The 25,771-nt window shown below is 62.6% G+C and carries 29 protein-coding genes and 1 riboswitch; of the genes, 16 read left to right on the forward strand and 13 right to left on the reverse strand.

Going from position 1 to position 25,771, the window contains the following annotated elements:
* Positions 1-764 precede the first annotated feature (764 nt).
* The 6 genes from EHO51_RS10790 to EHO51_RS10815 all read right to left on the reverse strand — a co-directional run bounded on the left by EHO51_RS10790 (position 765) and on the right by EHO51_RS10815 (position 5,471).
* Positions 765-1,466 carry a hypothetical protein gene (locus EHO51_RS10790; RefSeq protein ID WP_124738905.1) on the reverse strand — a complete coding sequence of 234 codons (702 nt, stop codon included), beginning with the start codon at positions 1,464-1,466 and terminating at the stop codon, positions 765-767.
* Between the two features lie 53 nt (positions 1,467-1,519).
* Positions 1,520-1,927: a hypothetical protein gene (locus tag EHO51_RS10795; RefSeq protein WP_124738906.1), complete on the reverse strand. Its 408-nt coding sequence runs from the start codon at positions 1,925-1,927 to the stop codon at positions 1,520-1,522.
* Between the two features lie 157 nt (positions 1,928-2,084).
* On the reverse strand, positions 2,085-2,342 hold the full coding sequence (locus EHO51_RS10800; protein WP_124738907.1) for a hypothetical protein: 258 nt from the start codon (positions 2,340-2,342) through the stop codon (positions 2,085-2,087).
* Positions 2,342-2,776, reverse strand: a complete 435-nt coding sequence (locus tag EHO51_RS10805; protein WP_124738908.1) for a regulatory protein GemA — start codon at positions 2,774-2,776, stop codon at positions 2,342-2,344. The genes EHO51_RS10800 and EHO51_RS10805 overlap by 1 nt, the downstream gene beginning before the upstream one ends.
* Before the next feature lie 59 nt (positions 2,777-2,835).
* Positions 2,836-3,603, reverse strand: a complete 768-nt coding sequence (locus EHO51_RS10810) for an ATP-binding protein (protein WP_124738909.1) — start codon at positions 3,601-3,603, stop codon at positions 2,836-2,838.
* Positions 3,600-5,471, reverse strand: a complete 1,872-nt coding sequence (locus EHO51_RS10815; RefSeq protein ID WP_124738910.1) for a hypothetical protein — start codon at positions 5,469-5,471, stop codon at positions 3,600-3,602. Before EHO51_RS10815 ends, EHO51_RS10810 begins: the two co-directional genes overlap by 4 nt.
* A gap of 361 nt (positions 5,472-5,832) precedes the next feature.
* Here EHO51_RS10815 and EHO51_RS10820 point away from each other — a divergent pair, with 361 nt between their 5' ends.
* From EHO51_RS10820 to EHO51_RS10835, 4 genes are all read left to right on the forward strand, one after another.
* Positions 5,833-6,318 carry a hypothetical protein gene (locus EHO51_RS10820; protein WP_124738911.1) on the forward strand — a complete coding sequence of 162 codons (486 nt, stop codon included), beginning with the start codon at positions 5,833-5,835 and terminating at the stop codon, positions 6,316-6,318.
* A 397-nt stretch (positions 6,319-6,715) separates the two neighbouring features.
* Positions 6,716-7,789, forward strand: a complete 1,074-nt coding sequence (gene recA, locus EHO51_RS10825; RefSeq protein WP_018409129.1) for a recombinase RecA — start codon at positions 6,716-6,718, stop codon at positions 7,787-7,789.
* A gap of 291 nt (positions 7,790-8,080) precedes the next feature.
* Positions 8,081-10,753: an alanine--tRNA ligase gene (gene alaS / locus EHO51_RS10830; RefSeq protein WP_124738912.1), complete on the forward strand. Its 2,673-nt coding sequence runs from the start codon at positions 8,081-8,083 to the stop codon at positions 10,751-10,753.
* Entirely contained in the window at positions 10,750-11,991 is a 1,242-nt protein-coding gene (locus EHO51_RS10835) for a cyclic nucleotide-gated ion channel (protein WP_124738913.1), read from the forward strand. The genes alaS and EHO51_RS10835 overlap by 4 nt, the downstream gene beginning before the upstream one ends.
* A gap of 114 nt (positions 11,992-12,105) precedes the next feature.
* Here EHO51_RS10835 and EHO51_RS10840 read toward each other — a convergent pair whose 3' ends face one another.
* From EHO51_RS10840 to EHO51_RS10860, 5 genes are all read right to left on the reverse strand, one after another.
* Positions 12,106-12,507, reverse strand: a complete 402-nt coding sequence (locus tag EHO51_RS10840; protein WP_124738914.1) for a F0F1 ATP synthase subunit epsilon — start codon at positions 12,505-12,507, stop codon at positions 12,106-12,108.
* 115 nt (positions 12,508-12,622) lie between these two features.
* Entirely contained in the window at positions 12,623-14,050 is a 1,428-nt protein-coding gene (gene atpD / locus EHO51_RS10845) for a F0F1 ATP synthase subunit beta (protein ID WP_018409133.1), read from the reverse strand.
* A 24-nt stretch (positions 14,051-14,074) separates the two neighbouring features.
* Complete coding sequence (locus tag EHO51_RS10850) at positions 14,075-14,956, reverse strand: F0F1 ATP synthase subunit gamma (protein ID WP_124738915.1); 882 nt, start codon at positions 14,954-14,956, stop codon at positions 14,075-14,077.
* 48 nt (positions 14,957-15,004) lie between these two features.
* Positions 15,005-16,534 (reverse strand): F0F1 ATP synthase subunit alpha, encoded by a 1,530-nt coding sequence (atpA, locus tag EHO51_RS10855; RefSeq protein WP_109025885.1) that lies wholly within the window; start codon positions 16,532-16,534, stop codon positions 15,005-15,007.
* The gene (locus tag EHO51_RS10860; RefSeq protein ID WP_124738916.1) at positions 16,534-17,097 is read right to left on the reverse strand and encodes a F0F1 ATP synthase subunit delta; all 564 of its coding nucleotides are present in this window, start codon (positions 17,095-17,097) and stop codon (positions 16,534-16,536) included. The genes atpA and EHO51_RS10860 overlap by 1 nt, the downstream gene beginning before the upstream one ends.
* A 249-nt stretch (positions 17,098-17,346) precedes the next feature.
* Between EHO51_RS10860 and EHO51_RS10865 the strand changes: the two genes are divergently transcribed.
* The 7 genes from EHO51_RS10865 (at position 17,347) to EHO51_RS10890 (ending at position 21,958) form a co-directional block, all read left to right on the forward strand.
* Positions 17,347-18,231 (forward strand): S-methyl-5'-thioadenosine phosphorylase, encoded by an 885-nt coding sequence (locus EHO51_RS10865; RefSeq protein ID WP_124738917.1) that lies wholly within the window; start codon positions 17,347-17,349, stop codon positions 18,229-18,231.
* Positions 18,232-18,244: 13 nt separating this feature from the next.
* The gene (locus EHO51_RS10870; protein WP_124738918.1) at positions 18,245-18,505 is read left to right on the forward strand and encodes a hypothetical protein; all 261 of its coding nucleotides are present in this window, start codon (positions 18,245-18,247) and stop codon (positions 18,503-18,505) included.
* Complete coding sequence (locus EHO51_RS20525; protein WP_164479385.1) at positions 18,502-18,642, forward strand: hypothetical protein; 141 nt, start codon at positions 18,502-18,504, stop codon at positions 18,640-18,642. Before EHO51_RS10870 ends, EHO51_RS20525 begins: the two co-directional genes overlap by 4 nt.
* Positions 18,643-18,726: 84 nt before the next feature.
* Complete coding sequence (locus EHO51_RS10875; RefSeq protein ID WP_124738919.1) at positions 18,727-19,188, forward strand: hypothetical protein; 462 nt, start codon at positions 18,727-18,729, stop codon at positions 19,186-19,188.
* Positions 19,189-19,578: 390 nt separating this feature from the next.
* Positions 19,579-20,106, forward strand: coding sequence for an adenine phosphoribosyltransferase (locus EHO51_RS10880; RefSeq protein WP_029651084.1), 528 nt, complete (start codon positions 19,579-19,581; stop codon positions 20,104-20,106).
* Positions 20,107-20,181: 75 nt separating this feature from the next.
* Positions 20,182-21,480: a L,D-transpeptidase family protein gene (locus tag EHO51_RS10885; protein WP_124738920.1), complete on the forward strand. Its 1,299-nt coding sequence runs from the start codon at positions 20,182-20,184 to the stop codon at positions 21,478-21,480.
* Positions 21,481-21,577: 97 nt separating this feature from the next.
* Positions 21,578-21,958: a hypothetical protein gene (locus EHO51_RS10890; protein WP_124738921.1), complete on the forward strand. Its 381-nt coding sequence runs from the start codon at positions 21,578-21,580 to the stop codon at positions 21,956-21,958.
* 62 nt (positions 21,959-22,020) lie between these two features.
* On the opposite strand, the gene EHO51_RS10895 is transcribed toward EHO51_RS10890, so the two are convergent.
* Both EHO51_RS10895 and EHO51_RS10900 read right to left on the reverse strand, forming a co-directional pair.
* Complete coding sequence (locus EHO51_RS10895) at positions 22,021-22,275, reverse strand: hypothetical protein (RefSeq protein ID WP_245434554.1); 255 nt, start codon at positions 22,273-22,275, stop codon at positions 22,021-22,023.
* Positions 22,250-22,591 carry a Kazal-type serine protease inhibitor family protein gene (locus EHO51_RS10900; protein ID WP_124738922.1) on the reverse strand — a complete coding sequence of 114 codons (342 nt, stop codon included), beginning with the start codon at positions 22,589-22,591 and terminating at the stop codon, positions 22,250-22,252. The genes EHO51_RS10895 and EHO51_RS10900 overlap by 26 nt, the downstream gene beginning before the upstream one ends.
* A 262-nt stretch (positions 22,592-22,853) precedes the next feature.
* Positions 22,854-22,916: riboswitch (Fluoride riboswitch) on the forward strand.
* 84 nt (positions 22,917-23,000) lie between these two features.
* On the opposite strand from EHO51_RS10900, the gene crcB reads away from it, so the two are divergent.
* The 5 genes from crcB (at position 23,001) to EHO51_RS10925 (ending at position 25,765) form a co-directional block, all read left to right on the forward strand.
* On the forward strand, positions 23,001-23,375 hold the full coding sequence (crcB, locus tag EHO51_RS10905) for a fluoride efflux transporter CrcB (protein WP_124738923.1): 375 nt from the start codon (positions 23,001-23,003) through the stop codon (positions 23,373-23,375).
* Positions 23,376-23,405: 30 nt separating this feature from the next.
* Positions 23,406-24,098 (forward strand): spermidine synthase, encoded by a 693-nt coding sequence (locus EHO51_RS10910; RefSeq protein WP_124738924.1) that lies wholly within the window; start codon positions 23,406-23,408, stop codon positions 24,096-24,098.
* 227 nt (positions 24,099-24,325) lie between these two features.
* Complete coding sequence (rplU, locus tag EHO51_RS10915) at positions 24,326-24,634, forward strand: 50S ribosomal protein L21 (protein WP_018409146.1); 309 nt, start codon at positions 24,326-24,328, stop codon at positions 24,632-24,634.
* Positions 24,635-24,713: 79 nt separating this feature from the next.
* Complete coding sequence (gene rpmA / locus EHO51_RS10920) at positions 24,714-24,983, forward strand: 50S ribosomal protein L27 (RefSeq protein ID WP_018409147.1); 270 nt, start codon at positions 24,714-24,716, stop codon at positions 24,981-24,983.
* A 179-nt stretch (positions 24,984-25,162) separates the two neighbouring features.
* Complete coding sequence (locus EHO51_RS10925; protein WP_124738925.1) at positions 25,163-25,765, forward strand: GNAT family N-acetyltransferase; 603 nt, start codon at positions 25,163-25,165, stop codon at positions 25,763-25,765.
* Positions 25,766-25,771: the final 6 nt, after the last annotated feature.

Consider the following 25,771-nt stretch of genomic DNA (forward strand, 5'->3'; position numbering starts at 1 on the left):
TCTTGATGAGAAGTGCTGCTCGACCGGGGGCTCAAAGCTTTCTTGCAGGCTGCACCTGCGAAAGTTGGCTTGGGGTCCCAGAGCGGAAATCAAATTGACGGGAAAACGCCACGTGTTGAAAGACGGCCGCCTGAAGGGCCGTCAGGCCTCGTGACGGCGCAAAAATCGTGTGGCGGGGCAATCGCCTGCGGAGGGCGCCAGCGTCCTCCCCGTCACGCCTTCCAAAGTAATGATGGCGGTTCGAAATTGTTATGGGCCGGTCACGACCGGCCGTCCCTCCATCCGATAAAATCGACGTTAAAGCACCATTGAACGCCGTGGGCGCGTTTTTCGAAACCACGCGGGTGGAAGCAGTGGATTTTTGGTTTGGGGCGCCAGAGGGCCGTTTCTGCGAAGATCGCGCTCGCGCGTTGAAGAAGGCGACTGGAAGCTATATTCGGCGATCGCGACGGCGCAAAATCGAGCAGCCGGGCAATGCGCCCGCGGAGGGTTCAGGCGTCCTCCCCGTCACGCCTCTCGAAATAATGGCGATTTTCGCCAGACGCGCACGCTGATCGAACGTTAGATGGGCCGTTTCTTGCGCTTGGCTTGTCGAACGGACCGGAGAGGCGCATCAATAGGCTGCGACGGCCCGGAATCGGTAGTGGCAGGCGACAAAGCCCATGGAGCGTCACGTACTCCCCGGCGCAGTCAGACTAGTATACCTCTGACCTTTCCGGCCGGCGCTGCCATAGTGCGCCGCGTCGGCCGGTCGACATTGGCTCCTAGTCGGCCGCCTGAACCTCTCCCGACGCCAAAGCGCCGGGTTGCTCCGCCTTCGCCACCCCGATCAGACCGCCATCGGAGTCAAGGATCATAAGGCGTGTGAGATGTCCGACTTTCGGGATGAAGACGGTCACTCTTTCGCCGTGGAGTGGCTGCATCGCCGCGCAGCTCCAGAAACGCCCGTCGAAGCGCACGCCGCCATGCTCGACGGTGCTAAACTCCTTTAGAAAGGATGCATAGATCGGCCTTCGCGAAGGATCAGGCGCCACGCCCTTCTCGGCGGCGTCCAGGATCTCTGCAGCCGCCAATGTGGCTTCGACTACGTCGAGTTCGCCCGCTGGCGAGTTGCCGGCTTCGATCGCCAGATGGGTGATGCCGCGGCCGAGCGCGGCCGATGCGCAAAGAAGCGTTGTGGCGTCTTGCTTCGACGCAGGCACCGCGTCGAGCGCGGCGATGATCTGGCCAAAGCCGCAAAGATCGGACAGCGCTGCGCGCGTGTAGCGAGCATCGGCGGATAGTTGAAACGGCTCGGACGCTTCAATCGAAAGCCAGACGATGCGCCGCCCAATCGCCGTGACTCCTCGCAAGAGAACGTCGGCGTCGGCTTTGTCGTCTGGAACGCTGTCCAGCGCGTCGAGAATGTCGCCAAGATAGCCGATGTCGGCGAGCGCCTCATTGGCATGATGTTTCAGTTCGCTCATGTTGAAAGGCCTTGTCTTTGGGAGTGAAATCGAAACGCCCATTGTGGACAGCGTCACGCCGAAGGGCGCGCTTTTGCGAGCTTCTTTCGGACGGGCGTTTGCGGCTTTGCGGCGCGGCCGTTAGCTTTCCGCGCTTTCGTTCGGCTGGGCTTCGCCTTCAATCGTTCAGCCTCGGCCGCATCCTCCAAAAACCCTTCGAAAAACACTTCCTTGTCCTGGAATATCTCCGTCTCCAAAAGCAGCCGTCGTATGTCCGCAAGGATTTTGTCGAACTCAAATGTTCTGGCGTAGGCGTGGCGGACGTCGAGGTTCTCCAATTTCATGTCGTGGCGAAGCGCGCCCACTCTGCCCTCAAGATGTTCGGCATTGTCGAGCAACCTCTTGATAACCGTCTCATGCCATAGATGCTTGAGATGTTGAGTGCGTTCGTCGTAATCTCTCATCGATCGTATGCTGCTCATGGACTTCACCTGTCTGTCGTGGTTTACGATCATGCGAGGCGGGCGTAGCAGCGCCCGTCTCGCGCCTTCCAAGTCGCAAAGCTTGCGACTTGATCTCTTCCGCCGAAAAACGTTGCAAAGACTGCGACTATTTCCTGCGCGGCGATTTCCCGCTCAACTATTGCTTCGTGCTTGACGACTGGATTTCTGCCTGCACATCGCTTCGAAAGCGACGCCGTGCTCTAAGTGGAACTTGGCTATATGCGTGATCGTCTCGAACATCCGCCGACATAAGTCGCAGCCCTACGGTCACCGCTTCATTGTTGATTTCTCGAATTGCGCTTATGGTCACGCTTTGCGGGCCGATGATATCGACGAGCCTTTCCTTGCTGAGCGAAAGAAGCTCTTCGCGTGTGAAAATCGGTCCTTGCGTCATCAAGCACTCCGATCTGAGGACTGGTCAGCTGTTTCAGCCATGCGCCGGATCATGGCGCGAAGACCGTTGATCGCCTTTCCGGCCGCATCCAACGAAAGAAAGCGGAGCGCCGAAACACCGTAGGAACGTTCGATCCAGGCGTTGAGCGCTTTTTCGGAACCGTCGATCGTCGACCATTCCTCCCAAAGCTTGCGGATCACCGCGACCTGTTTTGGTGTCGCCATCCCTCGCCGCGCGCCGAAGCTGGTCGCGGACGTGTGCCTGAACCCAAGCCGCTTCGCCTCCCTGACAAACGCGTTCAATCCCACATTGTCGAGGTCTTTCGCGCTCTCGACGCCGGCCGCCTCACGCAAGAGATGTCGATAGGTTTCCTCATCGAGGGCGAGTTGTCGCTTGACGATCTGAACGAGCCTTAGCTGCTTTGCGTTCAACATTCCGCTACTCCGCTGCTCCGTTCGCTTTCGGGGCTCTCACGCGGCCATACGAGCGCGCTTTACAAATCATCGTCATCCCGCGCGAGCATTCGCAGGCCACGCTTCTTTTTGAGAAAGGCGGCGGCTTCGCGGATTTCATTTGAACCGATATCGCTTCCGGCTGACCCGGCGCGCGCAGCGGACAGCATTTCGACAAGCTCGCGAATCGACTGCTTGGCGGCGAACTGGATGCAGGCTTGCAAAGCTTCTTGTCCGACGACCCCGTAGGCGACCGCAATGGCCTTATGATCTTCTTCAGAGGCTTCGCCGACGATAAATTGCCGCCCACAACGGCTCTCAATTTGATCAAGATTGCCGGCTTTGGCGCGCGATCGCTTCAAGAGCTTGTCATTGCCGCAGAAGACGACGGGCAGACCGTGCCGGTAGGGAAAATCTGAGACTTCCTGCAAAACAGAAAGGTCGATCTTGTGCGCCTCGTCGACGACCAGGAAATCGCCCATGGCTTGCCACGCGGTGAGAAATTCTTCGATCGCTTCGAAAGCCGCCTTGCAGGAACTCGCATTGCTGAAATGCGAGCCATAGTGGTCACCGAGAATGTCAGCGAGCGAACAAAGCGCCGCGCGTGGCGTCGCGTCGCTGACATTGGCGCGCCAATATATTCCTCGAGCAAACGGGCGGCGCCCGTCGATTTCGCGCAACAAGGTGACCGTCTTGCCCTGGCCCGCCTTGCCTTTGATAACGACGGCGGTCTTGCTCTGTAGGGCGTATTCGACACTCGCGCGCACGCCGCGCGTGATTGTCGTCTCGACGAAGAAATCCTCCCTCACTGCTGTTTGGCTCCTTGAATGCGGCGAATAAAGTCTTCGTCAAACGCCGCCTCACTCTCGCGCGCGGCGTCCTCTCGCGCGCGCTTGACCTTGGGACTTTCCTTCGCCCCACGCGCGATCGCTCGCGCAGAGTCGGAGGCCGTCACGCGCGCGCCGATCGGCGCTGGAAGCATCTTGGGAACGGTATTTGCAAGCGCCAAAACCTCGCCAATGACGTCGATATCTGGCGCCGACCTATCGAGCCTGCGAACCGCTGCGACGCGTTCGCGCTGCTGCTTGGCGCTTGCGCGCGCGCCGGCCGGGTCGAAATAGCGATACTCAACCGCTTCTTCAGCGAAGCCTATGAGGTTGCCGCGCTCGTCTTCGAGCGGCAGGCGGTCCCATTGCTCGAATTTTGGAATGCGCACGGTCACGCGATCGCTGATGCGCTCGCGAAGCTCTCTACACGTCCAAGAGCGTCCGCCGACATCGATGGAACAGTCATTCTTGATGACGCGCGTCTCGCGCGTCGAAAAGGCGGTAAAGAAGGCGTCGGGGTCGACTTCAGTCATATGCCAACCGGCCCCGACGGCCCGGTTGTAGGCTTCGATGGGCGAAAGGCCCTTCAATTGCCCGCGTTGCGGCAGCGCGTGATATTGCATAACGACCGCGCCGATGATTTCTCGGAATTGGCCAAATGTGCCGTTGAAGGGGACGGGCGCCTTGCCGATGTTGGCGACTTTGGATTTCATGCGATCGCCGCCGATATAGCCCGGAATTTTTGCGAAGAGGTGGCGCAAGATCGCGAAGACGCCTTCAATCGCCTTGGCGCGAGCGTTATACGGTTTCGCGCGGATGAGGACGCGTTCCCCGTCATTGCCCGCGAGCTTCATGGCGTCGGGGATAAACTCGGCAAAGTTATATTCCGAGCCGTTATCGAGATAGAGGGTTTTCGGCAGGCCCCGAGCCGACGCCATCTCCATGAAGCTGGCGATGACATGCGCGTTGCGAATGCCTGTGCCCTTGGGAAGAAAGACGACAGTCATCCACAGGCGCTTCGTCGCAACGTCGAGCCAACAGATCGCCTTTGCGTAGCGCTGAAAACCCTCCACCTCGGGCAACAGAAAATCGAGCGGATGCACGTCGCCGACAATGATATCCATCGGCGCCAGTCCGTCGATCGTGCGACGGATGGCGGGCGCGCTGTCCTGCCATGCTTTCCGGTCTTTCTTGAATTTGGCGACGGCGCGGTATTTGCTCTCCGCCTTGACGATGTGAAGCGGGATGGCACAGGCACCGTTCGGCGGCTCGAAGCCGCGCTCCCTGACGAGCTTCTCAAGGTGACGTTCGGCGTCCAGACGGATCGCGGAAATGCCTTCCGACGCCTTGTGCCAGCCGCGAATGCGAGTTTTCAGCGCTTCCGCAATGGGCTCCAGTTCATTCCCCAACCCGACTTCGCGCACCCAGGCGTCGAATTTCACTGTGACGATCGTGCGTTTCGTCCGGTGATCGCTGCGCTTGGCGCGACACAATGCTCTGACGCCGTTGCATTGATAGTCCGCGAGGAAGCGATTGAGCGAGCGCGTGCTGTAGCGCCGAAATGTGCCCGAGCCCTTGATGTCAGGCAGCGGCCTTCCGCTCCATGCGCGAAGGATGTTCGCGTGGGCGACGGAGCCCGGCTTCGTCGCTTCGACCTCTTCGACAAAACGGGAGAACCAGTCCAGCACCGCAGCGGAGTGGGTTGCAAAGGTTCGCGGCATAACGGGCGTTGAAGGGCCGTTCAAATGGACCTTCAGGCGGTCTTGAACGTCGATTGGAAGGGAGTCGACGCGAACTTGATATTGAACGCCAGCCTTCCCGCCGCGACCGTGCACTTGACGAATGTCCAACTTGGCTCCGCGCCAAGTGCTTGCTTGCCCAGCAACGATCCGGGAAATTGCAATCTCAATCGCTCGCTTCGTTTTACCTGTTGCCTCCGCTATTGCGACTGTCGATACGAATGCATTCATGGCGCGCCATTCGCCTTTTGAAGCGCGGCGGCAACAACACGCTCTCGAAGCAAGTGGGACCGCATCCCGTTCCGATATCCTCGCAGAGAGCGTTCAACGGTTTGCCGATTAAGGGCGTTAGCGATACACCACGCGTTAAGCGTTGTGCCCTGCGCCACGAAACCCGCGCGCACCATCAGATACAAATCTTCTGACGGCGCGACCGTGAGGCGAATGTTGTGCGAAATTTGGCCCATAATTGATGAAAAATACACCTGACGATGCCTATGTCAAGGCTGAGAGTGGAGGGACGCGCACCGTTGAGCATTTGCGGGCCGCTCTGAAGCAAAGACGTGTAAAGCTGACAGACGTAGCGCGTGATCTTAATATTCCATACAGGTCATTGCAGAACTATTTTAATAAAAATGACATGCCGCTTTCGCTGTACGAGCAAATATGTCGGTTCGCGCGCATTCCACGGTCGTATCCGATGGATGGTTGCCGGATGAAGCTTGATGTTGAAAACATAAAGACTGCCCTGGTTGATGTTTTAGGTCAGAAGCTGCCATCAGTGAGCGTCAACACATCGCGGGAAAGCGGAATGAATATCGAAATTGGAAATCCTCCAGCGGAAGATCGCGACTTTAAGTCTCTAAGAGCCGCTGCATCAATGATCGTGCTCTTACTCGACAGCAAGTATGATCGAATCTGTGAAGCCGAGTTAAACGGGCCCTTGGACGACGCATAAGGCAGGCGAGACTTTCGCCAATATGTTCGCCAATCGCCTCGCTGGGCGGGAGGCTTTCGCGAATCCAAATTGCATAATTCATTGTTTTGACGTGTTTTGATAAGTTCTGCGGCCACGCGCGAGTTTCGCCAATAGGTTCGCCAATGTTCCGCAATCTAAGTGGCCTGTTTTTAAATCAGACACGGTTTTGGATGGACAAATAGCGATGTCCGCCGAGGACTAACAATTATGTCCGCTCCAATTCGAACAAAAAAAGAACTTGGCAAAAAGAACAAATCATGCACACTGGAGGTCAGGGTCAAGCGCGCTGTCCCCCTTCTCGCCTTGGCGCGTTTGGCCCCGCCCCTCGCAGCCGCATTGCCGCGCCTAGCTAACCGTGTCAGAAGGAATTTCAGCCGTGAGCCAAGCCAATCTCCGCCTCGTGGAAGGGACGTCCGTGGACAAGACCAAGGCGCTCGACGCCGCGCTGTCGCAGATCGAGCGCGCCTTCGGCAAAGGCTCGATCATGCGGCTCGGCAAGAACCAGAAGGCCGTCGAGATCGAGACGATTTCGACCGGCTCGCTGGGGCTCGACATCGCGCTGGGCGTCGGCGGCCTGCCCCGCGGCCGCGTCGTTGAGATTTACGGGCCGGAATCCTCGGGCAAGACCACCCTCACCCTGCATGTCATCGCCGAGGCGCAGAAATTGGGCGGCGTCTGCGCCTTTGTCGACGCGGAACATGCCCTCGACCCGATCTACGCCCGCAAGCTCGGCGTCAATCTCGAAGATCTCCTGATTTCGCAGCCCGACACCGGCGAGCAGGCGCTTGAGATCACCGACACGCTGGTGCGCTCGGGCGCCGTCGACGTGCTCGTCGTCGATTCGGTCGCGGCGCTGACGCCCCGCGCCGAAATCGAAGGCGAGATGGGCGACGTGCAGCCCGGCCTGCAGGCGCGGCTGATGAGCCAGGCGCTGCGCAAGCTCACCGCCTCGATCGCCCGCTCCAACACGCTCGTCATCTTCATCAATCAGATCCGCATGAAGATCGGCGTAATGTACGGTTCGCCCGAGACGACGACCGGCGGCAATGCGCTGAAATTCTACGCCTCGGTGCGGCTCGACATCCGCCGCATCGGCGCGATCAAGGACCGCGACGAGACGACCGGCAACCAGACCCGCGTCAAAGTGGTCAAGAACAAGGTGGCGCCGCCGTTCAAACAGGTCGAATTCGACATCATGTATGGCGAAGGCGTCTCCAAATTCGGCGAATTGATCGATCTTGGCGTCAAGGCCGGCGTCGTCGAGAAATCGGGCGCCTGGTTCTCCTACGACAGCCAGAGGCTCGGCCAGGGCCGCGAGAACGCCAAGAGCTTTTTGAAGCAAAATCCCGAGGCCGCGCAGCGCATCGAACAGGCGATCCGCGAGAACGCCGGGCTGATCGCCGAGCGTATTCTCGACGCGCCCGATGACAACGAGGCCGGAGAGGCCTAAGCCACCCTACGCGTCGTATGCAATCGCACTTCCGGCGCTGCGCGCGCCGGTGATTTGGAACTGGCGAGGGGGCCTGGCGCCCCCGCGCCATTGCCGTTTCCCCCCGAAACTGTCATATCGCGCAGGACGAAGCGCGCGACGGCGCCGCCTGCCGCAGCCTTCGCCGCAACCTCGGGCCGTCGCCTGTTTCGTTGAAACGAAAAGCCGCTCCAGGTTATTGTTTTAACGCGTCTCCCGCATCGGCGCAGAAGCCGCTTCGGCGACGGGAGCGCATTCGCGAGCCGTGACCGCATGAGTGGCGTCAACCAGATCCGCACCGCCTTCCTCGACTATTTCGCGCACAAGGGGCACGAGAAAGTCGCCTCATCGTCGCTCGTGCCGCACAATGATCCGACGTTGATGTTCACCAACGCCGGCATGGTGCAATTCAAGAACGTCTTCACCGGCGTCGAAAAGCGCGCCTATGCGCGCGCCGCCTCGGCGCAAAAATGCGTGCGCGCCGGCGGCAAGCATAACGACCTCGACAATGTCGGCTACACCGCGCGCCATCACACCTTCTTTGAGATGCTCGGCAATTTCTCCTTCGGCGACTATTTCAAGGAAGGCGCGATCGAGCTTGCCTGGAACCTCATCACGCGCGAATTCGGGCTCAACGTCGATCGGCTGCTCGTCACCGTCTATCACGACGACGACGAGGCCTATGATCTGTGGAAAAAGATCGCCGGCTTCAACGACAGCCGCATCATCCGCATCGCCAGTTCCGACAATTTCTGGAGCATGGGCGATGCCGGCCCCTGCGGCCCCTGCTCGGAGATCTTCTACGACCAGGGCGAGGCGCTCAAAGGCGGTCCGCCCGGCAGTCCGGACGAGGACGGCGACAGATTCCTGGAGTTCTGGAACCTCGTCTTCATGCAATATGAGCAGGTGGCGCCGGGACAACGCGCGCCGCTGCCGCGCCCCTCGATCGACACCGGCATGGGATTGGAGCGCATCGCCGCGCTGATGCAGGGCGTGACCTCCAACTACGACATTGATCTCTTCCGCGCGCTGACCGGCGCGGTCGCCGATTTCACCGGCGCGGCGGTCGACGGCCCGCAGGGCGCGAGCCATCGCGTCATCGCCGACCATCTACGCGCCTCCTCCTTCCTCGTCGCCGACGGCGTCACGCCGTCGAACGAAGGCCGCGGCTATGTGCTGCGCCGAATCATGCGCCGCGCCATGCGGCACGCCCAGCTTCTCGGCGCGAAAGAACCGCTGATGTGGAAGCTGGCGCCGACGCTCGTCGCCGAGATGGGCCAGGCCTATCCGGAGCTCGTGCGCGCGCAGTCGCTCATCGCCGACACGCTGCTTTCCGAAGAGACGCGCTTTCGCGCCACGCTCGCGCGCGGTCTCGCGATCCTCGACGAGGAGACGGCGGCGCTCGGCCAGGGCGACAAGCTCTCCGGCGAAACGGCGTTCAAACTCTATGACACCTACGGCTTCCCGCTCGATCTCACCGAGGACGCCTTGCGTCCGCGCGGCATCGGCGTCGACAAGGAAATCTTCAACGCCGCGATGGAGCGCCAGCGGGCGGACGCGCGCAAGGCCTGGTCCGGCTCCGGCGAAACCGCGACCGAAGCGCTCTGGTTCGCGCTGAAGGAACGTCTCGGCGCGACCGAATTCCTCGGCTATGAAACCGAAAGAAGCGAGGGCGTCGTCACCGCCATCATTCATGACGGCGGCGAGGCCTTTTCGCTGAAGGAAGGCGGGCGCGGCGCGCTGATCCTCAATCAGACGCCCTTCTACGGCGAATCGGGCGGACAGGTCGGCGACGTCGGCGTGATGCGCGCCCGCGGCCTGCGCTTTCGCGTGGAAAACACCGTCAAGAAGCTCGGCGACCTCATCGTTCACGAGGGCGTCGTCGAAGAGGGCGAGATCACGCCCGGCCTCGCGCTCGAGCTCGACGTCGACCACGAGCGCCGCACTCAGTCGCGCGCCAACCATTCGGCCACCCATATTCTGCATGAGGCGCTGCGGCAGGTGCTCGGCGAGCATGTGGCGCAAAGGGGGTCGCTCGTCGCGCCGGATCGGCTGCGCTTCGACTTCACCCATCCCAAGCCGCTCACCGATGAGGAGCTGGCGCGCGTCGAGACGCTCGCCAATGAGATTGTTCAGGACAATGCGCCCGTCGAGACGCGGGTGATGGCCCAGGACGACGCCATCCGCTCCGGCGCGCGCGCGCTCTTTGGCGAAAAATACGGCGACGAAGTGCGCGTCGTCTCGATGGGCCCGGTGAGTCCCGGCGCCGCGCATCCCTTCTCCGTCGAGCTGTGCGGCGGCACGCATGTCGCGCGCACCGGCGACATCGGCCTCGTCGCCATCGTCGGCGAGGGCGCGGTCGCGTCCGGCGTGCGCCGCATCGAGGCGCGCACCGCCGAGGGCGCGCGCAGCCAGCTTGTCGCGCAATCGCGCGCGCTGCGCGACATGGCGGCGCTGATGCGCGCCCCTGTCGAAGACGCGCCGGCGCGACTTGCCGCTCTTCTCGACGAGCGCAAGCGGCTTGAACGCGAACTCGCGGACGCAAAACGCAAGCTCGCGATGGGCGGTGGCGCTGTCGACGGCGCCGCCGAGAAGCCGCGCGACATCGGCGGCGTTAAGCTGCTGGCGCGCGCGGTCGAAGGCATCGAGGCCAAGGATTTGAAGTCGATGGTCGACGACGCCAAGAAGGCGATCGGCTCGGGCGTTGTCGCGATCGCTAGCGCCTCGCCCGACGGCAAGGCCGGCATTGTCGTCGGCGTCACCGATGATCTCACCGAGAAATACAGCGCCGTGGATTTCGTGCGCGTCGCGAGCGTTATGCTCGGCGGCAAGGGCGGCGGCGGCCGCCCCGACCTTGCGCAGGCGGGCGGCCCCAACGCCGCCGCCATCGATCAGGCGCTCGCCTCCGTCGAGGATGCGTTGCGCGGAAAAGCGGCCACGCCATGAACGAGCCGGACCGGCGGCGCGGTCTGGCTTTGTTGCGGCGACGCGTCCACGTCGTCCTGGACGGCGGCAGCCACGACCGGTTCGCACGCGTCGTGCATCGCGGGCTGATTGGGCTCGTGCTGCTGTCGGTCGTTTCGGTGATTTTCGAATCGGTGCCGGAATACAGCGACAGCTATGCGGATGTCTTCGACCTTATCGAATATGTCGCCGTCGCCGCCTTCACGCTCGAATATGTCTTGCGCGTCTGGTGCGCCCCCGAACATGCGCTCTATGCGCGCCGCTCGCCGACGGCGGCGCGGCTCGCCTTCATCGGATCAGGCTGGGCGCTGATCGACCTCGCCGCCTTCCTGCCCTTCTATCTCTCGTTCTACTTCTCGGCGGATCTGCGCGTCTTTTTGATGCTGCGCCTGCTGCGGTTCTTCAAATTCGCGCGCTATTCTCCTGGCATCCGCACATTGCTGGCGGTGATCGAGGCCGAGCGCAAGGCGCTGCTCGCCTGGCTAATCATTCTGTTTGGCGCGGTGCTGTTCTTTTCGACCGCGATGCATATCGCCGAACATGAGGCGCAGCCCGAAAAATTCGGCACGATTCCGGACGCCATGTGGTGGGCGATCGAAACGGTGACGACCGTCGGCTATGGCGAAGTCATCCCGCTCACGCTGGCGGGCAAGCTCATCGCCTCCTTCGCCATGGTGACGGGCTTTCTGCTGCTGGGCCTGCCGGTCGGCATTCTCGCCACCGCCTTCGCCGAAGAAATTCACCGCCGCGAATTCGTCGTCACGTGGACGATGGTCGCCAGCGTGCCGCTGTTTCGCGGCCTCGATGCGGCCGGGATTGCCGAGATCATGCGCTATCTTCGGGCGCAGTCCATCCCCCGGGGCGCAATGATCGTGCGCAAGGGCGATCCCGCGCATTCGATGTATTTCATCGCCGAAGGCGAGGTCGAAGTCGAACTGGCGCATGAAAACGTCAAGCTCGGCGAAGGGCAGTTCTTCGGCGAGATCGCCGTTCTGCACAAAACATCGCGCACCGCCGACGTGCGGGCGACCGCGCCGACGAAACTCCTTATCCTCGACGCCTATGATCTGCAGACGCTGACCAAGCGCAATCCGGAGATTGGAGAGGCGATCCGAGAGATTGCGCAGTCACGATCCGAACTCGCGCCAGCAGAGCGGCACGGCGACATGATCGAAGCGGAGCTCGAGGAGCCGGCGTCGGAAGACGTGAACGAGATATAGTTCACGCCGCGTTTGAGCAGTTCTGCGTGGATGCCCGCGACAAAGCGCGGGCATGACGCGGAGAGAAGTTGCGAGACTTGCGCGCTGCGCCGCGTGATGGCCCTCGCGCGGTGATCAGCCGCCGATCGCCGCGCGCAGCTCCTGCAATTGCGCGAGCTTGTCGGACGCGGCTAGACGCGCTTCGTCAGACTTGGCGTCGGAGATGTCCTCGCGCGCGTTCCGAATGTCGACGTCGACCTTGGCGACGTCGATTTCGGCAAGAGGAATCGCCTGTTCGGCGAGAATGGTGAAGCCGGACGCATTGACGTCGGCGAACCCGCCGCGCACGAAAAGCTTCTCGACCTTGCCGTCGCCGCCGGCGACCGTCACCACGCCGGCCTTCAGCGTGGTCATGACCGGCGCATGGTCCTTGAGCACGGTGAACTGACCGTCGGCGCCAGGGGCGACGACCGACTCGACATCGCCGGAGAAGAGATGCTTCTCGGGTGAGACGAGTTCGAAGTGGAATGCAGCCATGATGTTCTCCGACGGCGCTTTGCGTTCAGCCCGTCATGGCCGGGCGACCCGGCCATCCACGAAAACTGATCAGCGTCATGGCCGGAGCACGTCCGGCCAAAACGCTTTGTAAAAGTTACGCCGCTTCCTTGGCGAGCTTCGCGGCCTTTTCGACCGCTTCTTCGATCGAGCCGACCATGTAGAAAGCCGCCTCGGGCAGATGGTCATATTCACCTTCGACGAGGCCCTTGAAGCCCTTGATCGTGTCGGCGAGCGCGACGAGCTTGCCGGGCGAACCGGTGAACACTTCGGCGACATGGAAGGGCTGCGACAGGAAGCGCTCGATCTTACGGGCGCGGGCGACGACGAGCTTGTCCTCTTCGGAGAGTTCGTCCATGCCGAGAATGGCGATGATATCCTGCAGCGACTTGTAGCGCTGCAGCGTCGACTGCACCTTACGGGCGACGTCGTAGTGCTCCTCGCCGACGATGGCCGGCGACAGCATGCGCGAGGTCGAGTCGAGCGGATCGACCGCCGGATAAATGCCCTTTTCCGCGATCGAACGCGACAACACGGTCGTGGCGTCCAAATGCGCGAAGGAGGTGGCGGGCGCCGGGTCGGTCAAATCGTCGGCCGGGACGTAAATCGCCTGCACCGAAGTGATCGAGCCCTTGGTCGTCGTGGTGATGCGCTCCTGCAGCGCGCCCATGTCGGTGGCGAGCGTCGGCTGATAGCCCACCGCCGAGGGGATGCGGCCGAGAAGCGCCGAGACTTCCGAACCCGCCTGGGTGAAGCGGAAGATGTTGTCGACGAAGAACAGCACGTCCATGCCGCGGTCGCGGAAATCTTCGGCGACGGTGAGGCCCGACAGCGCGACGCGCATGCGCGCGCCCGGCGGCTCGTTCATCTGGCCGTAGACCAGCGCGCATTTCGAGCCTTCGCCGCCGCCCTTCTTGTTGACGCCGCCCTCGATCATCTCGTGATAGAGGTCGTTGCCTTCGCGGGTGCGCTCGCCGACGCCGGCGAAGACGGAATAGCCGCCATGCGCCTTGGCGATGTTGTTGATCAGCTCCATGATCAGCACGGTCTTGCCGACGCCCGCGCCGCCGAACAGGCCGATCTTGCCGCCCTTGGCGTAAGGCGCGAGCAGATCGACGACCTTGATGCCGGTCTCGAGAATCTGCGCTTCCGTCGCCTGCTCGGCGTAGGAGGGCGCTGGCTGGTGAATCGCGCGGCGCGATTTCGTGAGCATCGGGCCCGCCTCGTCGACCGGCTCGCCGATGACGTTGATGATGCGCCCAAGCGTCTCGTCGCCGACCGGAACCGAAATCGGCGCGCCGGTGTCGGTGACTTCCTGACCGCGCACGAGGCCTTCGGACGAATCCATGGCGATGGTGCGCACGGAATTTTCGCCCAAATGCTGCGCGACTTCGAGAACGAGGCGATTGCCTTGGTTCGTCGTCTCGAGCGCGTTCAGAATCTCAGGCAAATTCCCGTCGAACTGCACGTCGACGACGGCGCCGATGACTTGGGTGATGCGCCCGCTGGGCTTATTGGCGGCCATGTTTGGTCCTCGTCCTAAAATGCCTCAGAGCGCCTCGGCGCCCGAGATGATTTCGATGAGCTCCTTGGTGATCATCGCCTGACGCGACCTGTTGTAGATCGTCGTCTGCTTCTTGATCATATCGCCGGCGTTGCGCGTCGCATTGTCCATCGCGCTCATGCGGGCGCCTTGTTCGGAGGCGGCGTTTTCGAGCAGCGCGCGGAACACCTGCACGGAGATGTTGCGCGGCAGCAGCGTCGAGAGAATTTCGTCCTGTCCCGGCTCATATTCATAAGACGCTTGCGGACCTTCGACGGGCGGCGCGTTTTCGTTCGAGGGAATTTGCGCCGGGATGAGCTGCTGCGCGGTCGGAATTTGAGCGATCACCGATTTGAAGCGCGAGAAGAACAGCGTCGCGACGTCGAAGTCGCCCTCTTCGAACATGCGGATGATCTTCTTGCCGATCTCATCGGCGGTGTCGAAGCCCAGCTGCTTGACGCCGCGCAGCTCGATGACCTCGATGATGTTGCGCTCATACTGGCGGCGAAGCTGCTCGAAACCCTTCTTGCCGACGCAGAGGATCTTGACGGTCTTGCCCTGATCCTGAAGCCGCGCGATGTGCTCGCGGGCGAGACGCACGATGGAGGAATTGAAGGCGCCGCAAAGGCCGCGCTCGGCGGTGGCGACGACCAGCAGGTGCGTCTCATCCTTGCCATTGCCGGCCAAGAGCGGAGGTCCGCCCGCCGTCACGCTGGACGCGAGATTGGCGAGCACCGACTCCATGCGCTCGGCATAGGGACGCGCCGCTTCCGCCGCCGACTGGGCGCGGCGCAATTTTGCGGCGGCGACCATCTGCATGGCCTTGGTGATCTTCTGCGTCGCCTTGACGGAGGAGATGCGGTTTCGAAGATCCTTTAGCGAGGGCATGTCGTTTTTGCCTGTCTCGTTTCACCAACGCCCATATGACCGGGCGCGTTAAGCGAAGCTCTTCGCGAAGCTCTCGACGACGCTCTTGAGTTTCGCCGCAGTCTCGTCGGTGAGATCCTTCGTCGTGCGGATGCTCTCGAGAATGTCGCTGTGCTGCGAACGCAGCAGCGCGAGCAAGCCGTCCTCGAACGCGCGCACGCGATTGACCGGCAGCGGATCGAGATAGCCGTTGACGCCGGCGTAGATCACGCAGGTCTGCTCTTCCATCTTCAAGGGCGAGAACTGCGGCTGCTTCAAGAGTTCGGTGAGGCGCGCGCCGCGATTCAGGAGGCGCTGCGTCACCGCGTCGAGGTCCGAGCCGAACTGGGCGAAGGCGGCCATTTCGCGATACTGCGCCAGTTCGCCCTTGATCTTGCCGGCGACCTTCTTGGTCGCCTTGGTCTGCGCCGACGAGCCGACGCGCGACACCGAAAGGCCGACGTTCACCGCGGGACGAATGCCCTGGTAGAAGAGATCGGTCTCAAGGAAGATCTGGCCGTCGGTGATCGAGATGACGTTCGTCGGAATATAAGCCGACACGTCGTTCGCCTGCGTCTCGATGACCGGCAGCGCGGTGAGCGATCCGGCGCCGCGATCGTCGGAAAGCTTCGCGGCGCGCTCGAGCAGGCGCGAATGCAGATAGAAGACGTCGCCCGGATAGGCTTCGCGGCCCGGCGGGCGGCGCAGCAGCAGCGACATCTGACGGTAGGCGACGGCCTGCTTCGACAGATCGTCATAGATGATCACGGCGTGCATGCCGTTGTCGCGGAAATATTCGCCCATCGCGCAGCCGGAGAAGGGCGCGAGGAACTGCATCGGCGCCGGATCCGAAGCCGTCGCGGCGACGATGATCGAATATTCGAGCGCGCCGCGCTCTTCGAGCACCTTGACGAATTGCGCCACGGTCGAGCGCTTCTGGCCGATAGCGACATAGACGCAGTAGAGCTTCGACTTCTCGTCGTCGCCGTCGTTCAGCGATTTCTGATTGAGGATCGTGTCGAGCGCGATGGCGGTCTTGCCGGTCTGGCGATCGCCGATGATCAGTTCGCGCTGGCCGCGGCCGATCGGGATCAGCGCGTCGACGGCCTTCAAGCCCGTCGCCATCGGCTCATGCACGGATTTGCGCGGAATGATGCCCGGCGCCTTGACGTCGACGCGCGAACGCTGAGCCGTCTTGATCGGGCCCTTGCCGTCGATCGGATTGCCGAGCGCGTCGACGACGCGGCCCAGGAGCTCCTTGCCGACCGGAACCTCGACGATGGCGCCGGTGCGCTTGACCGTCTGGCCTTCCTTGATGTGGCGGTCGTCGCCGAAAATCACGATGCCGACATTGTCGGTTTCGAGATTGAGCGCCATGCCCTTGGTGCCGTCCTGGAATTCGACGGTCTCACCGGCCTGAACATTGTCGAGTCCATAGACGCGCGCAATGCCGTCGCCGACGGACAGAACCTGGCCGACCTCGGTGACCTCGGCCTCGGCGCCAAAGTTGGCGATCTCCTTCTTGAGGATCGCGGAAATTTCTGCGGCGCGGATATCCATCAGCCGACCTCTTTCATGCGTGTGCGGATTGAGTTGAGCTTGGTGCGCACGGAGGCGTCGACCATGCGTGAACCGATTTTGACGATCAGACCGCCGATGATCGACGGATCCGTCGTCACCTTGAGATCGATGGTCTTGCCGCCGGTGACGCCGGCGAGCGTCTCGCGCAGCGCGGCTTCATGATCCGGCTTCAGCGCCGCCGCGATCGTCACGTCGGCGCGCACCAGGCCCTTCGCCTTGTCGTGCAGGCGGCGATAGGCGGCGATCATGTCGGAGATGACGAAGAGACGTCGCTTGGCGGCGACGAGACGGATGAAATTGGCGGCGATGCCGGAGATCTGGCCCTTGTTGAGAACGGGCTCGAGCGCGTCGAGTTGCTCCTTGGCGGAGAACACCGGGCTTTTGACCATGCGCTTGAGATCGTCGCTGCCGTCCAGCAGAGTCTTGAATCGATCGAGCGCCGCGGCGACGTCATCGGCGGCGTGATTTTCCGTCGCCAAATCATAGAGTGCGGAAGCGTAGCGACCTGCAACGCCCGATAAGGAATCCCCGTCTTGAGCCACTTGGTTCGCTCGTCAATCTACGCCGTTTGGAGACGCCGCTCGCAGTGCAAGTTGCACGGTCGCGACGATTAAGCGGTTAGCCTCAAACGACGGATGCTGTAGGAAAAGGAACGAGGGCCGCTGCGCCCCAGCTCCAAGGCGAGCGTCCCCTAACACAGGCATTTTGGGGGCGCAACCCTGTCACATTGCCGCGATTTTCGGCGCCGGCCCAAAACCCGGCCGAGCAACAGCTATCGAGGAGACATATTCATGACCAGAGCGGTCGTCGGAATAATCGGCGGGTCAGGCGTTTATGATCTACCGGGGCTCGCCAACATCCGCCGCGAGCGGGTCACGACGCCCTGGGGCGCGCCTTCCGACGAACTCGTCTTTGGCGAACTCGGCGCGACTCAGGCGGTCTTTTTGCCGCGGCACGGGCGCGGCCATCGGCTCTCGCCCTCGACCATCAACTATCGCGCGAACATCGACGCGATGAAGCGCGCCGGCGTCACCGATCTGATTTCGGTCTCGGCTTGCGGCTCGTTCAGATCGGAGCTTTTTCCGGGTCTCTTCGTGCTGATCGATCAATTCGTCGATCGCACCTTCGCGCGCCAATCCTCCTTCTTTGGCGACGGCTGCGTCGCGCATGTGTCGATGGCGCATCCGATCGCGCCGCTGCTGTCCGCGCGCATCGGCGCCGCGGCGAAAGACGAGAACATCGAACATGTCGCCGGCGGAACTTACGTCTGCATGGAAGGCCCACAGTTTTCGTCCTACGCCGAATCGCTCACCTACAAGGCCGCCGGCTATGACGTGATCGGCATGACGGCGATGCCCGAAGCCAAGCTCGCGCGCGAGGCCGAAATCTCCTACGCCACCGTCGCCATGGTGACGGATTTCGACTGCTGGCATCCCGAGCACGACAATGTCGACATCGCCTCGGTGATCGCGGTCGTTCAGAAGAATTCGGCGACCGTCGCGCGATTGTTGGCGCGGGTTCTGACGGATTTTCCGCGCGAACACGAGCCCTGCCCGATCGGCTCCGACCGCGCGCTCGACAACGCCATCGTCACCGCCCCCGACGCGCGCGATCCGGAATTGTTGAAGAAGCTCGATGCGGTGATGGGGAGGGTGAAGGGCAAAGGCGTTTTATGATATAGGAAGCCTCATGGCGATCACCCTCACCCCCGACCAAAAAGCTTGGCTTCAAGCGCATGTCGCGACCGGTGATTTTCCCTCGATCGAGGAGGCCGCCCGTCAGCTCATCGACGAGCGTATTGTCGAGCGTGAACTTGAAAAAGACGATTTGGTTTGGGCAAAGCCCCTCGTTGAGGAAGGTCTGGCCGCGCTTGAACGCGGCGAGTTTATTTCGCTTGAGGAGCACAGGGCGCGTAACGCCGCCCGTCTCGCCGCGCTCAAGGGGCGATGACTCGCGTTATCGTTACCGAACTTGCCGACGCGGATACGGCGGAGAGCGATCCGGAACTGCTCAAAGAGGCTCGACGCGGTGATGGAAAGGGGCAGTCGCGACTGATCCACGATATCAGCGCCGCCGCAGTTCGCTAACGGAGCGCGCGATGATGAGGAGTATTATGATGTTTTCTGCAGAAGGCGAGCGATTGCCAAGGAAACGCCTGGAGGGCGTAGGTGATGAACTTCGATAAATTTTTTCTGAAACAAATTACGATTCTTTTGATCTTTTATTCTGTTCCGGGCGCTGTGTGCGGAGCAGAGAATGCTCAATGCGTCGCGGGAACCTCCATCAACATAGATTATTATCACGTTGAGCCAGTTAATCGAGCAAAGGTGTTTGATTCAGCTGGCAGAGAGGTTGAGACTAATCAGAGCATTGTTGTCTTTAGGGTCTTTTTTGGGCCCGATACCATATCGAAAATCGAGCGTTTTTCGGAAGCACACAGGCTTTGTAGAACATACGTAAAAGTCGGAGATGCAATTGTCGCCAAGGATTTATTCAGTCCATTCAATAAGTTGGGGAATCTTAAGGAACACTCCTTGGCAATTTTTTCCATCACATCGGAATTAGAGCGCGAGAGTCACATACTTAGTTCCCTCATGTCGCATAATGCTGAGATGTCGATATTTGTTCGCTGATCCGAAGAAAAGGTTGCTGCGGATCGAGGCCTGCTCGTCGCAGACAGGCCGCTCACTTCAGGCGTTTGCGAATCCCTCCCCTTTACGGGGAGGGTGGCCCCGCGAAGCGGGGTCGGGTGGGGTAAGCTCCGCTCGATCTGGCGTTTAAGACCCCCCACCCGGCGGTCCCAGCCAAGTTTACGCACGCTGCGTAAACTTGCCTGCGACCGCCGACCTCCCCGCAAGGGGGAGGTATTTCGCGCAACTGTTCGAGTTCGCTGTTCGCCCGATTGCCCCAGCGCCTACCACCCATTTGCGCCCCGCCCCGCCCTCCGTGTATTCCTCTGAGCCGTGGCGGTTGCGCCATATCCATCCACGCGGCCACCTCGCCGCTGATCGCAAGGCCGTTTCATGCCGCTTGCCGCCGCCATTCGCACCATTCCCGATTATCCCAAGAAGGGAATCCTGTTTCGCGACATCACCACCCTGCTCGGCGACGCCAAGGCGTTCCGCAAGGCGGTCGACGAACTCGTGCAGCCCTGGTGCGGCGGCAAGATCGACAAGGTCGCCGGCATGGAGGCGCGCGGCTTCATCCTCGGGGGCGCGGTGGCGCATCAGCTTTCCGCCGGCTTCATCCCGATCCGCAAGAAGGGCAAGCTGCCGCATCGCGTCGTCTCGGTCGCCTATGAGCTCGAATATGGCGTCGACGAAATGGAGATGCATGAAGACGCGGTCTCCCCCGGCGAGCGCGTCATTCTCGTCGACGATCTGATCGCTACCGGCGGCACCGCCGAGGGCGCGGTGAAGCTCCTACGCCAGGGCGGCGCTGACGTCGTCGCCGCCTGTTTCGTCATCGACCTGCCCGATCTCGCCGGCGTGAAAAGGCTCCAGGCGCTCGGCGTCCCGGTGCGCACGCTCGTCGCCTTCGCAGGCCACTAAAGCGCCTTTTTCCGGGTGTTCTTGCTCAGCCCAGGCTCGAAGTTCAGAATCTCCGTGAGAGGCTTGCATAGGCGCATGACGCCGCGACGGACCCATTTGGCGCTGGCGGCGATCGCCCTCGCCGCACTCGTCAGCGGAGTCGTAGCCCTCCGCTATATGCCCGACGTTGGGAGCAACTCTCCCGTCCGCAGCGACGCCGCGCGCAGCGCCTGGAGCGGCGCGCTGCCGACCGGCCTGCGCAGCATGGCCCTGCGGATAAAGCCCGGCGCTTTTCCCCCTGCTCCGCCAGTCGCTGCGCCGCCGCAAGAGCCGTCCGCCGAGGTCGCGGCGCTGCCGCAAGGCGGCGACGGCGTCGAAGGGTCGGTGTCCTTCCCGCCCGCGCCGCCGCCGCCCGCGCGACCGGAGATTGTGGAAAAGCCCACGCCGCTGCCCCCGTCGCGACCGGCCAATCTCGCCGAGCTTGCCGACAAATTCGCCGAGACGGCGGCAGCTCCCGCCCAGCCGCCGCAAACCGCCGAGGCGACCGCGCCCGCCCCCGCCGAGGTCCCGGCGCCGGCGCTCGCCAATGCGCCGCTGCCGCCGGCCCGGCCGCAGGAGCCGTCGGCGAGAGCCGCGGTAGAGGCGACGCCCACGGCGCAGGAGTCGGCGCCGCCGACCCAGGTGGCGCGCGCCGTCGAGCCGACCTTGCGGGCTGCGCCCGAGGACGCGTTTCAGCAGGAGGCCCCGATCCGTTACGGCATGGGGGACCAGGTCTTCGTGCGGATCTTCAAGCAGGAAGGGCAGCTCGAGCTTTGGCTTCGAAAGAGCAACAGCCGCTTCTCGCTCTATAAAACCTATCCGATTTGCAAATGGTCAGGCAGGCTCGGACCCAAGCTCAAGGAAGCCGATTACCAGTCGCCGGAGGGCTTCTACAGCGTCTCGGCGAAGCAGCTGCATCCGCATTCGAATTATCACCGCGCGTTCAACGTCGGGTATCCGAACGCCTTCGATCGCCAGAACGGCCGGACCGGCGGCCTCGTCATGGTGCATGGCGCGTGCAAATCGGTCGGCTGCTTCGCCATGACCGACCGCGGCATCGAGGAAATCTACGCCTTCGTCGAGGCGGCGATGCGCGCCGGCCAGCACGAAGTGCAGGTGCATATTTTTCCCTTCCGCTTGACGGAGCAGGCGATCGCTCGGGAGACCGGCGGCAGCTGGCTCGCCTTCGTCGGCGCGGGCGGCAATTATCAGCACTGGACCGAGTTCTGGCGCAATCTGAAGCAGGGCTACGACATCTTCGAGCAGACCGGCGAACCGCCGGTGGCCTTCGCCTGCGGCGATCATTACGCCTTTGGCGCGGGCGATTCTTCATGCCGACGCATCGCCGGCTGGTGATCGCGGTAGCTGTGACGCCGTTCAGCTTGGTTTCAGCCGGCGCGCGCGAAGATGCCTTGGCAAAGCGCTGGGGGGCGCAAACAAGGAAAATGCCCGCATGCGGCTCGTGACCTGTTCTATCGTCGGCGCGGCTTGCGCCCTCGGCATCCTCTTCACGCCGATCGCGCAGGCGGCCAATGCGCCGCTGTGCCTCGCGATCGCTGAAAACTACAACACCTGCATGCGCCAGCATCAGTACGGGCGCGGCGGCGGCGGTTATGGTCCGGGCTATGGCCAAGGTTATGGTCAAGGCTATGGTCGTGGCTATCGCGGCGGCTATCCCGGCGACGATGACGACGATGGCGGCGGTGGCGGCTACGGCGGATTTGGCGGCTACGACGGCTATGGCGGCGGCTCCCCCCGTCGCCGTTACGAGCGCGCCAAGGCGGCCTGCGCCATCTGGTTCGCTCAGATGCACGCCAGCGGCTGCTTCAACTAGCCCAAGAACGCGCGTAACCGAAGTGATGGCGCGGCCCGAGTGCGCCGCGCCATCATCAAGGCTCACCTGTAGGGTTTCGGGCACTCGCCGTCGGACTTTTTCGCGATCTTCGCGGCGCGACGCGTGCAGCCTTTGTCGCATTGAATGCCGGCGATGCCTGCGCACATCTCACCGACTTTGGCGGCCGAGGCGGGGGCGGAAACAAAGTGTGAGAGCGCCAGGGCGATCGCTAATCTCCAAAGTAATTTCGTCATATTCTCCTCCTTTAAAATATGCTGCTTCAACGAGCGGTCAGTGGTGGCGTCGGCAGCGGCCATTGTGGTTTTTGCTGACGCCGGCGGCGCGGCGCGCGCAGTCGTTCGGGTAGGTGCGGCCGTCGCAGCCGCAAACCGGCCTGAAATTGCGGCGGCAGAAGGCGGGCTTGCGCGCGCAATGGCCGAACGCGTCGGCGACGCGGCAGGAGCCGGGGCGCATCTCGCACCACAAGCCCTTCGCGCAGGGAAGGCCGGCGATGCCGCCGCACTTCGCGCCAACCGCGCCGGCGGCGACCGCTGGCGATGACGTCGCCATGAAAAATACGAAGAGCGTCGAAGCGAGGACCGCGCAGAGGCGCAAACCAGAGCGTAAATGCATAGCTATTCTCCAAAAAATTCTTTCGTAACGGAAGGATAACGCGTGTGGCGCGCAAGCGTTCCGCACGGGCGACGGCGGCTGCAGGGCTCCGAATCCAGGTGAACGAGGGGTCATCGCGCCGCGTCATGGCCGCGCTTGTCGCGGACATCCACGCGATGACGCGAGGCAAATGTGAGAGCCGAAGTGAGCTGAAATTAACCAGAGGTCGAAGCCCTGCGGGGGCGACGGCCGGTTGATCGTTTGCGCCGGCGCGGCTATGTTGCCTTCCACACGGGATGGGGCTCCCGGTAACCGCCTGATGAAGGCTGATGGCTCCTGCCGCAAGGACGCGCGTCCTGCGGGAGGAGCGCGCCTAAAACGCCGCCTGCCGCAGCATGTTTGTCGTCCGCTCGTTGGAAAGGACGACGTCATGGGCTTCTTCATTGTGTTTGCTGGCGGAGGACTGGCCGCGGCCGCGCGCCACGGGGTCAACATTCTTCTTGCCCGACTGATCGGCGTTGGTTTTCCGTTCGGGACGCTGACCGTGAACGTGCTTGGCTCGTTCCTGATGGGCGTGATCGTCGGTTATTTCGCCTTCCAGGGCGAGGCGTCGCAGAACTGGCGCCTGTTCCTCACGACCGGGATCCTCGGCGGCTTCACCACCTTTTCGGCGTTCTCGCTCGAGACGGTTTTGCTTTACGAGCGCGGCGAACTGGCGATGGCGACCTTCTATGTCGTGGCGTCGGTCGGCCTGGCGGTGGCCGGCCTCCTCGCCGGCCTATCGCTGCTGCGCCATTTTTCGTGAGGGGCTTTGAACTCCAACGGAGTGTTATCAGTGATTCCCTGGACCCTGCTCGACACAGCGCCGATACCGGGCGGCGAGGGCGAACTCCGCCTCAAGCGTCGCGGCGCGGAATTCTCGATCATGTTGGGCGATATCGAACTGATGAACAGTCGCCTCAGTGGCTCGGAGGAGGCGCTCGCCACGCTCTCTTGCGAGAGAATTCAGGCGCGCCCACAGCCGCGCCTTCTGATCGGCGGGCTGGGGATGGGCTTCACGCTGCGCGCCGCGCTCACTGTCCTCGGCGCGAAAGCGCGGATCGTTGTCGCCGAACTCGTTCCGGCGGTCGTGGCCTGGGCGCGCGGCCCGATGGCGGAAGTCTTCGGCGCCAGCCTGACGGATCCGCGCGTCAGCATTGAGGAAGGGGACGTTGGGCGCCTGATCCGGTCCGGCCGCGCGACTTATGACGCAATCCTTCTCGATGTCGATAATGGCCCCGAGGGCCTGACTCGCGAAGCCAATGACGGACTTTACGATATCGAGGGATTGAGGGCGGCCCGCAAGGCGCTGCGCCATAATGGGGTGTTGGCCGTCTGGTCATCGGGGCCGGATCGGAATTTCACGTCGCGCCTCCGCAAAGCCGGGTTCCGCGTGGATGAAGTCAAGGTGCGCGCCAACGGCGGGCGTGGCGGCGCCCGGCACGTCATCTGGATCGCGACAAGAGAGTCGACGCCTCAGATGCAATAGAAAGCCGATCTCAGCTGAAACCGAAATCGACAGCGCCCCCGCCTTTGAACCCAACCACCCCACATATTGACAGTCGCCGGCTTTGAAGGGTAGATGAACGTCGCTTCGGCGCGGCGGTTTCGCCGCGCTTTTCGTTTGCGCCTGGCGCAAGATCGAGGCGAAGCCACTAACTGCCAAGAAGCCGGCCGGCGGAAACGCCAGCGTCGGGACGAACACAGGAAAAAAAGATGTTCGCAGTCATTAAAACCGGCGGCAAGCAATATAGCGTCGCCGCTGGGGACGTGATCACCGTCATGGCGCTCGACGGCGCGCCGGGCGACGCCGTCACCTTCGACGAAGTGCTCATGCTGGGCGGCGACAGCCCCAAGGTCGGCGCCCCGACGATCGCCGGCGCGAAAGTCTCCGGCGAGATCGCCGAGCAGACCCGCAGCGCCAAGTCGATCGCCTTCAAAAAGCGCCGCCGGCAGAATTCCAAGCGCAAGCGCGGTCATCGCCAGGACCTGACGCTTGTGAGAATCACCGCGATCGAGAGCTGACCGCCTCTCGCGACACTTGGAACGCGACACTTGGAATAAAGCGGCCCCAGTCGCCGCATAGGAAGATCGGAGCAAGACCATGGCTCACAAAAAGGCAGGCGGCTCGTCGCGCAACGGCCGCGATTCGGACGGCCGGCGCCTCGGCGTCAAGAAATTCGGCGGGGAAGCCGTCATCGGCGGCAATATTATCGTGCGTCAACGCGGCACGAAGTGGCGCCCGGGCCGCAATGTGGGCATGGGCAAGGACCACACGCTTTTTGCGCTCGTCGACGGAGTCGTCGAATTCAAGTCCAGCGGCGGACGCGCTAGCGTATCGGTGGCGCCGGCGCCCGCCGCAGCAGCCGAGTAAGGCGGTAGGGGACGACCCGCCGCCGGCCTTCCGGCGGACAGTCGTCTCGACTACCACTCTCGCGAATTCAGGCGGGAACGTTTCAGGCGAGATGTCCGGAAGCGCCGTGAAGGGCCAGTGGGGAGCGCTCTCCTTTCAGGCTCTTAGGCCAATATTTCCGATGTCGCTTGGAGCAATCAATGTTTCCCGAAATTACCCGCGACGACGTTTTTCGGCTGGAGACTGAACGACTGTGGCTGCGTTGGCCGCGCGCCGCTGACGCCGACGAGATTCGCCAGCACGTCGGCGATCCCGACGTCGCGTTGATGACCGCCAGCATCCCGCATCCTTATGCGCCGCACGACGCCGACGCGTTCATCGCATCGGTGCGCGCGGAGAACGGCGCCGGCGGCGGGCTTCATCTCGTCATCACCCCGAAAAACCGGCCCAACGAGCCGATCGGGCTTGTGAGTTTGCATGGCGCCGACCGCCGCGGCTCGGCGACGCTCGGCTATTGGCTGGGCAAGCCCTATTGGGGGCAAGGCTATACGACCGAGGCGGCCAGAGCCCTCATCGACCTCGCCTTCGGCATCACCTCGCTGGATCGGATCGTCTCCGCGGCGCGGCCGGACAATCGCTCCTCGTTGCACGTGCATGAGAAACTCGGCTTCCGGACCATCGGCCGCGGCATGCGGCCGGCGCCCGCGCGCGGCGGCGAAATGGAAGTCGAGCTTTTCGAATTAAAGCGCGGCGAAGCGCATACGCTGTTCGGCGCGCGCCGGCCGCGATTCTTTTCACCGTGAGCGGCA

Source organism: Methylocystis rosea, from assembly GCF_003855495.1.
Lineage (GTDB): Bacteria > Pseudomonadota > Alphaproteobacteria > Rhizobiales > Beijerinckiaceae > Methylocystis > Methylocystis rosea_A.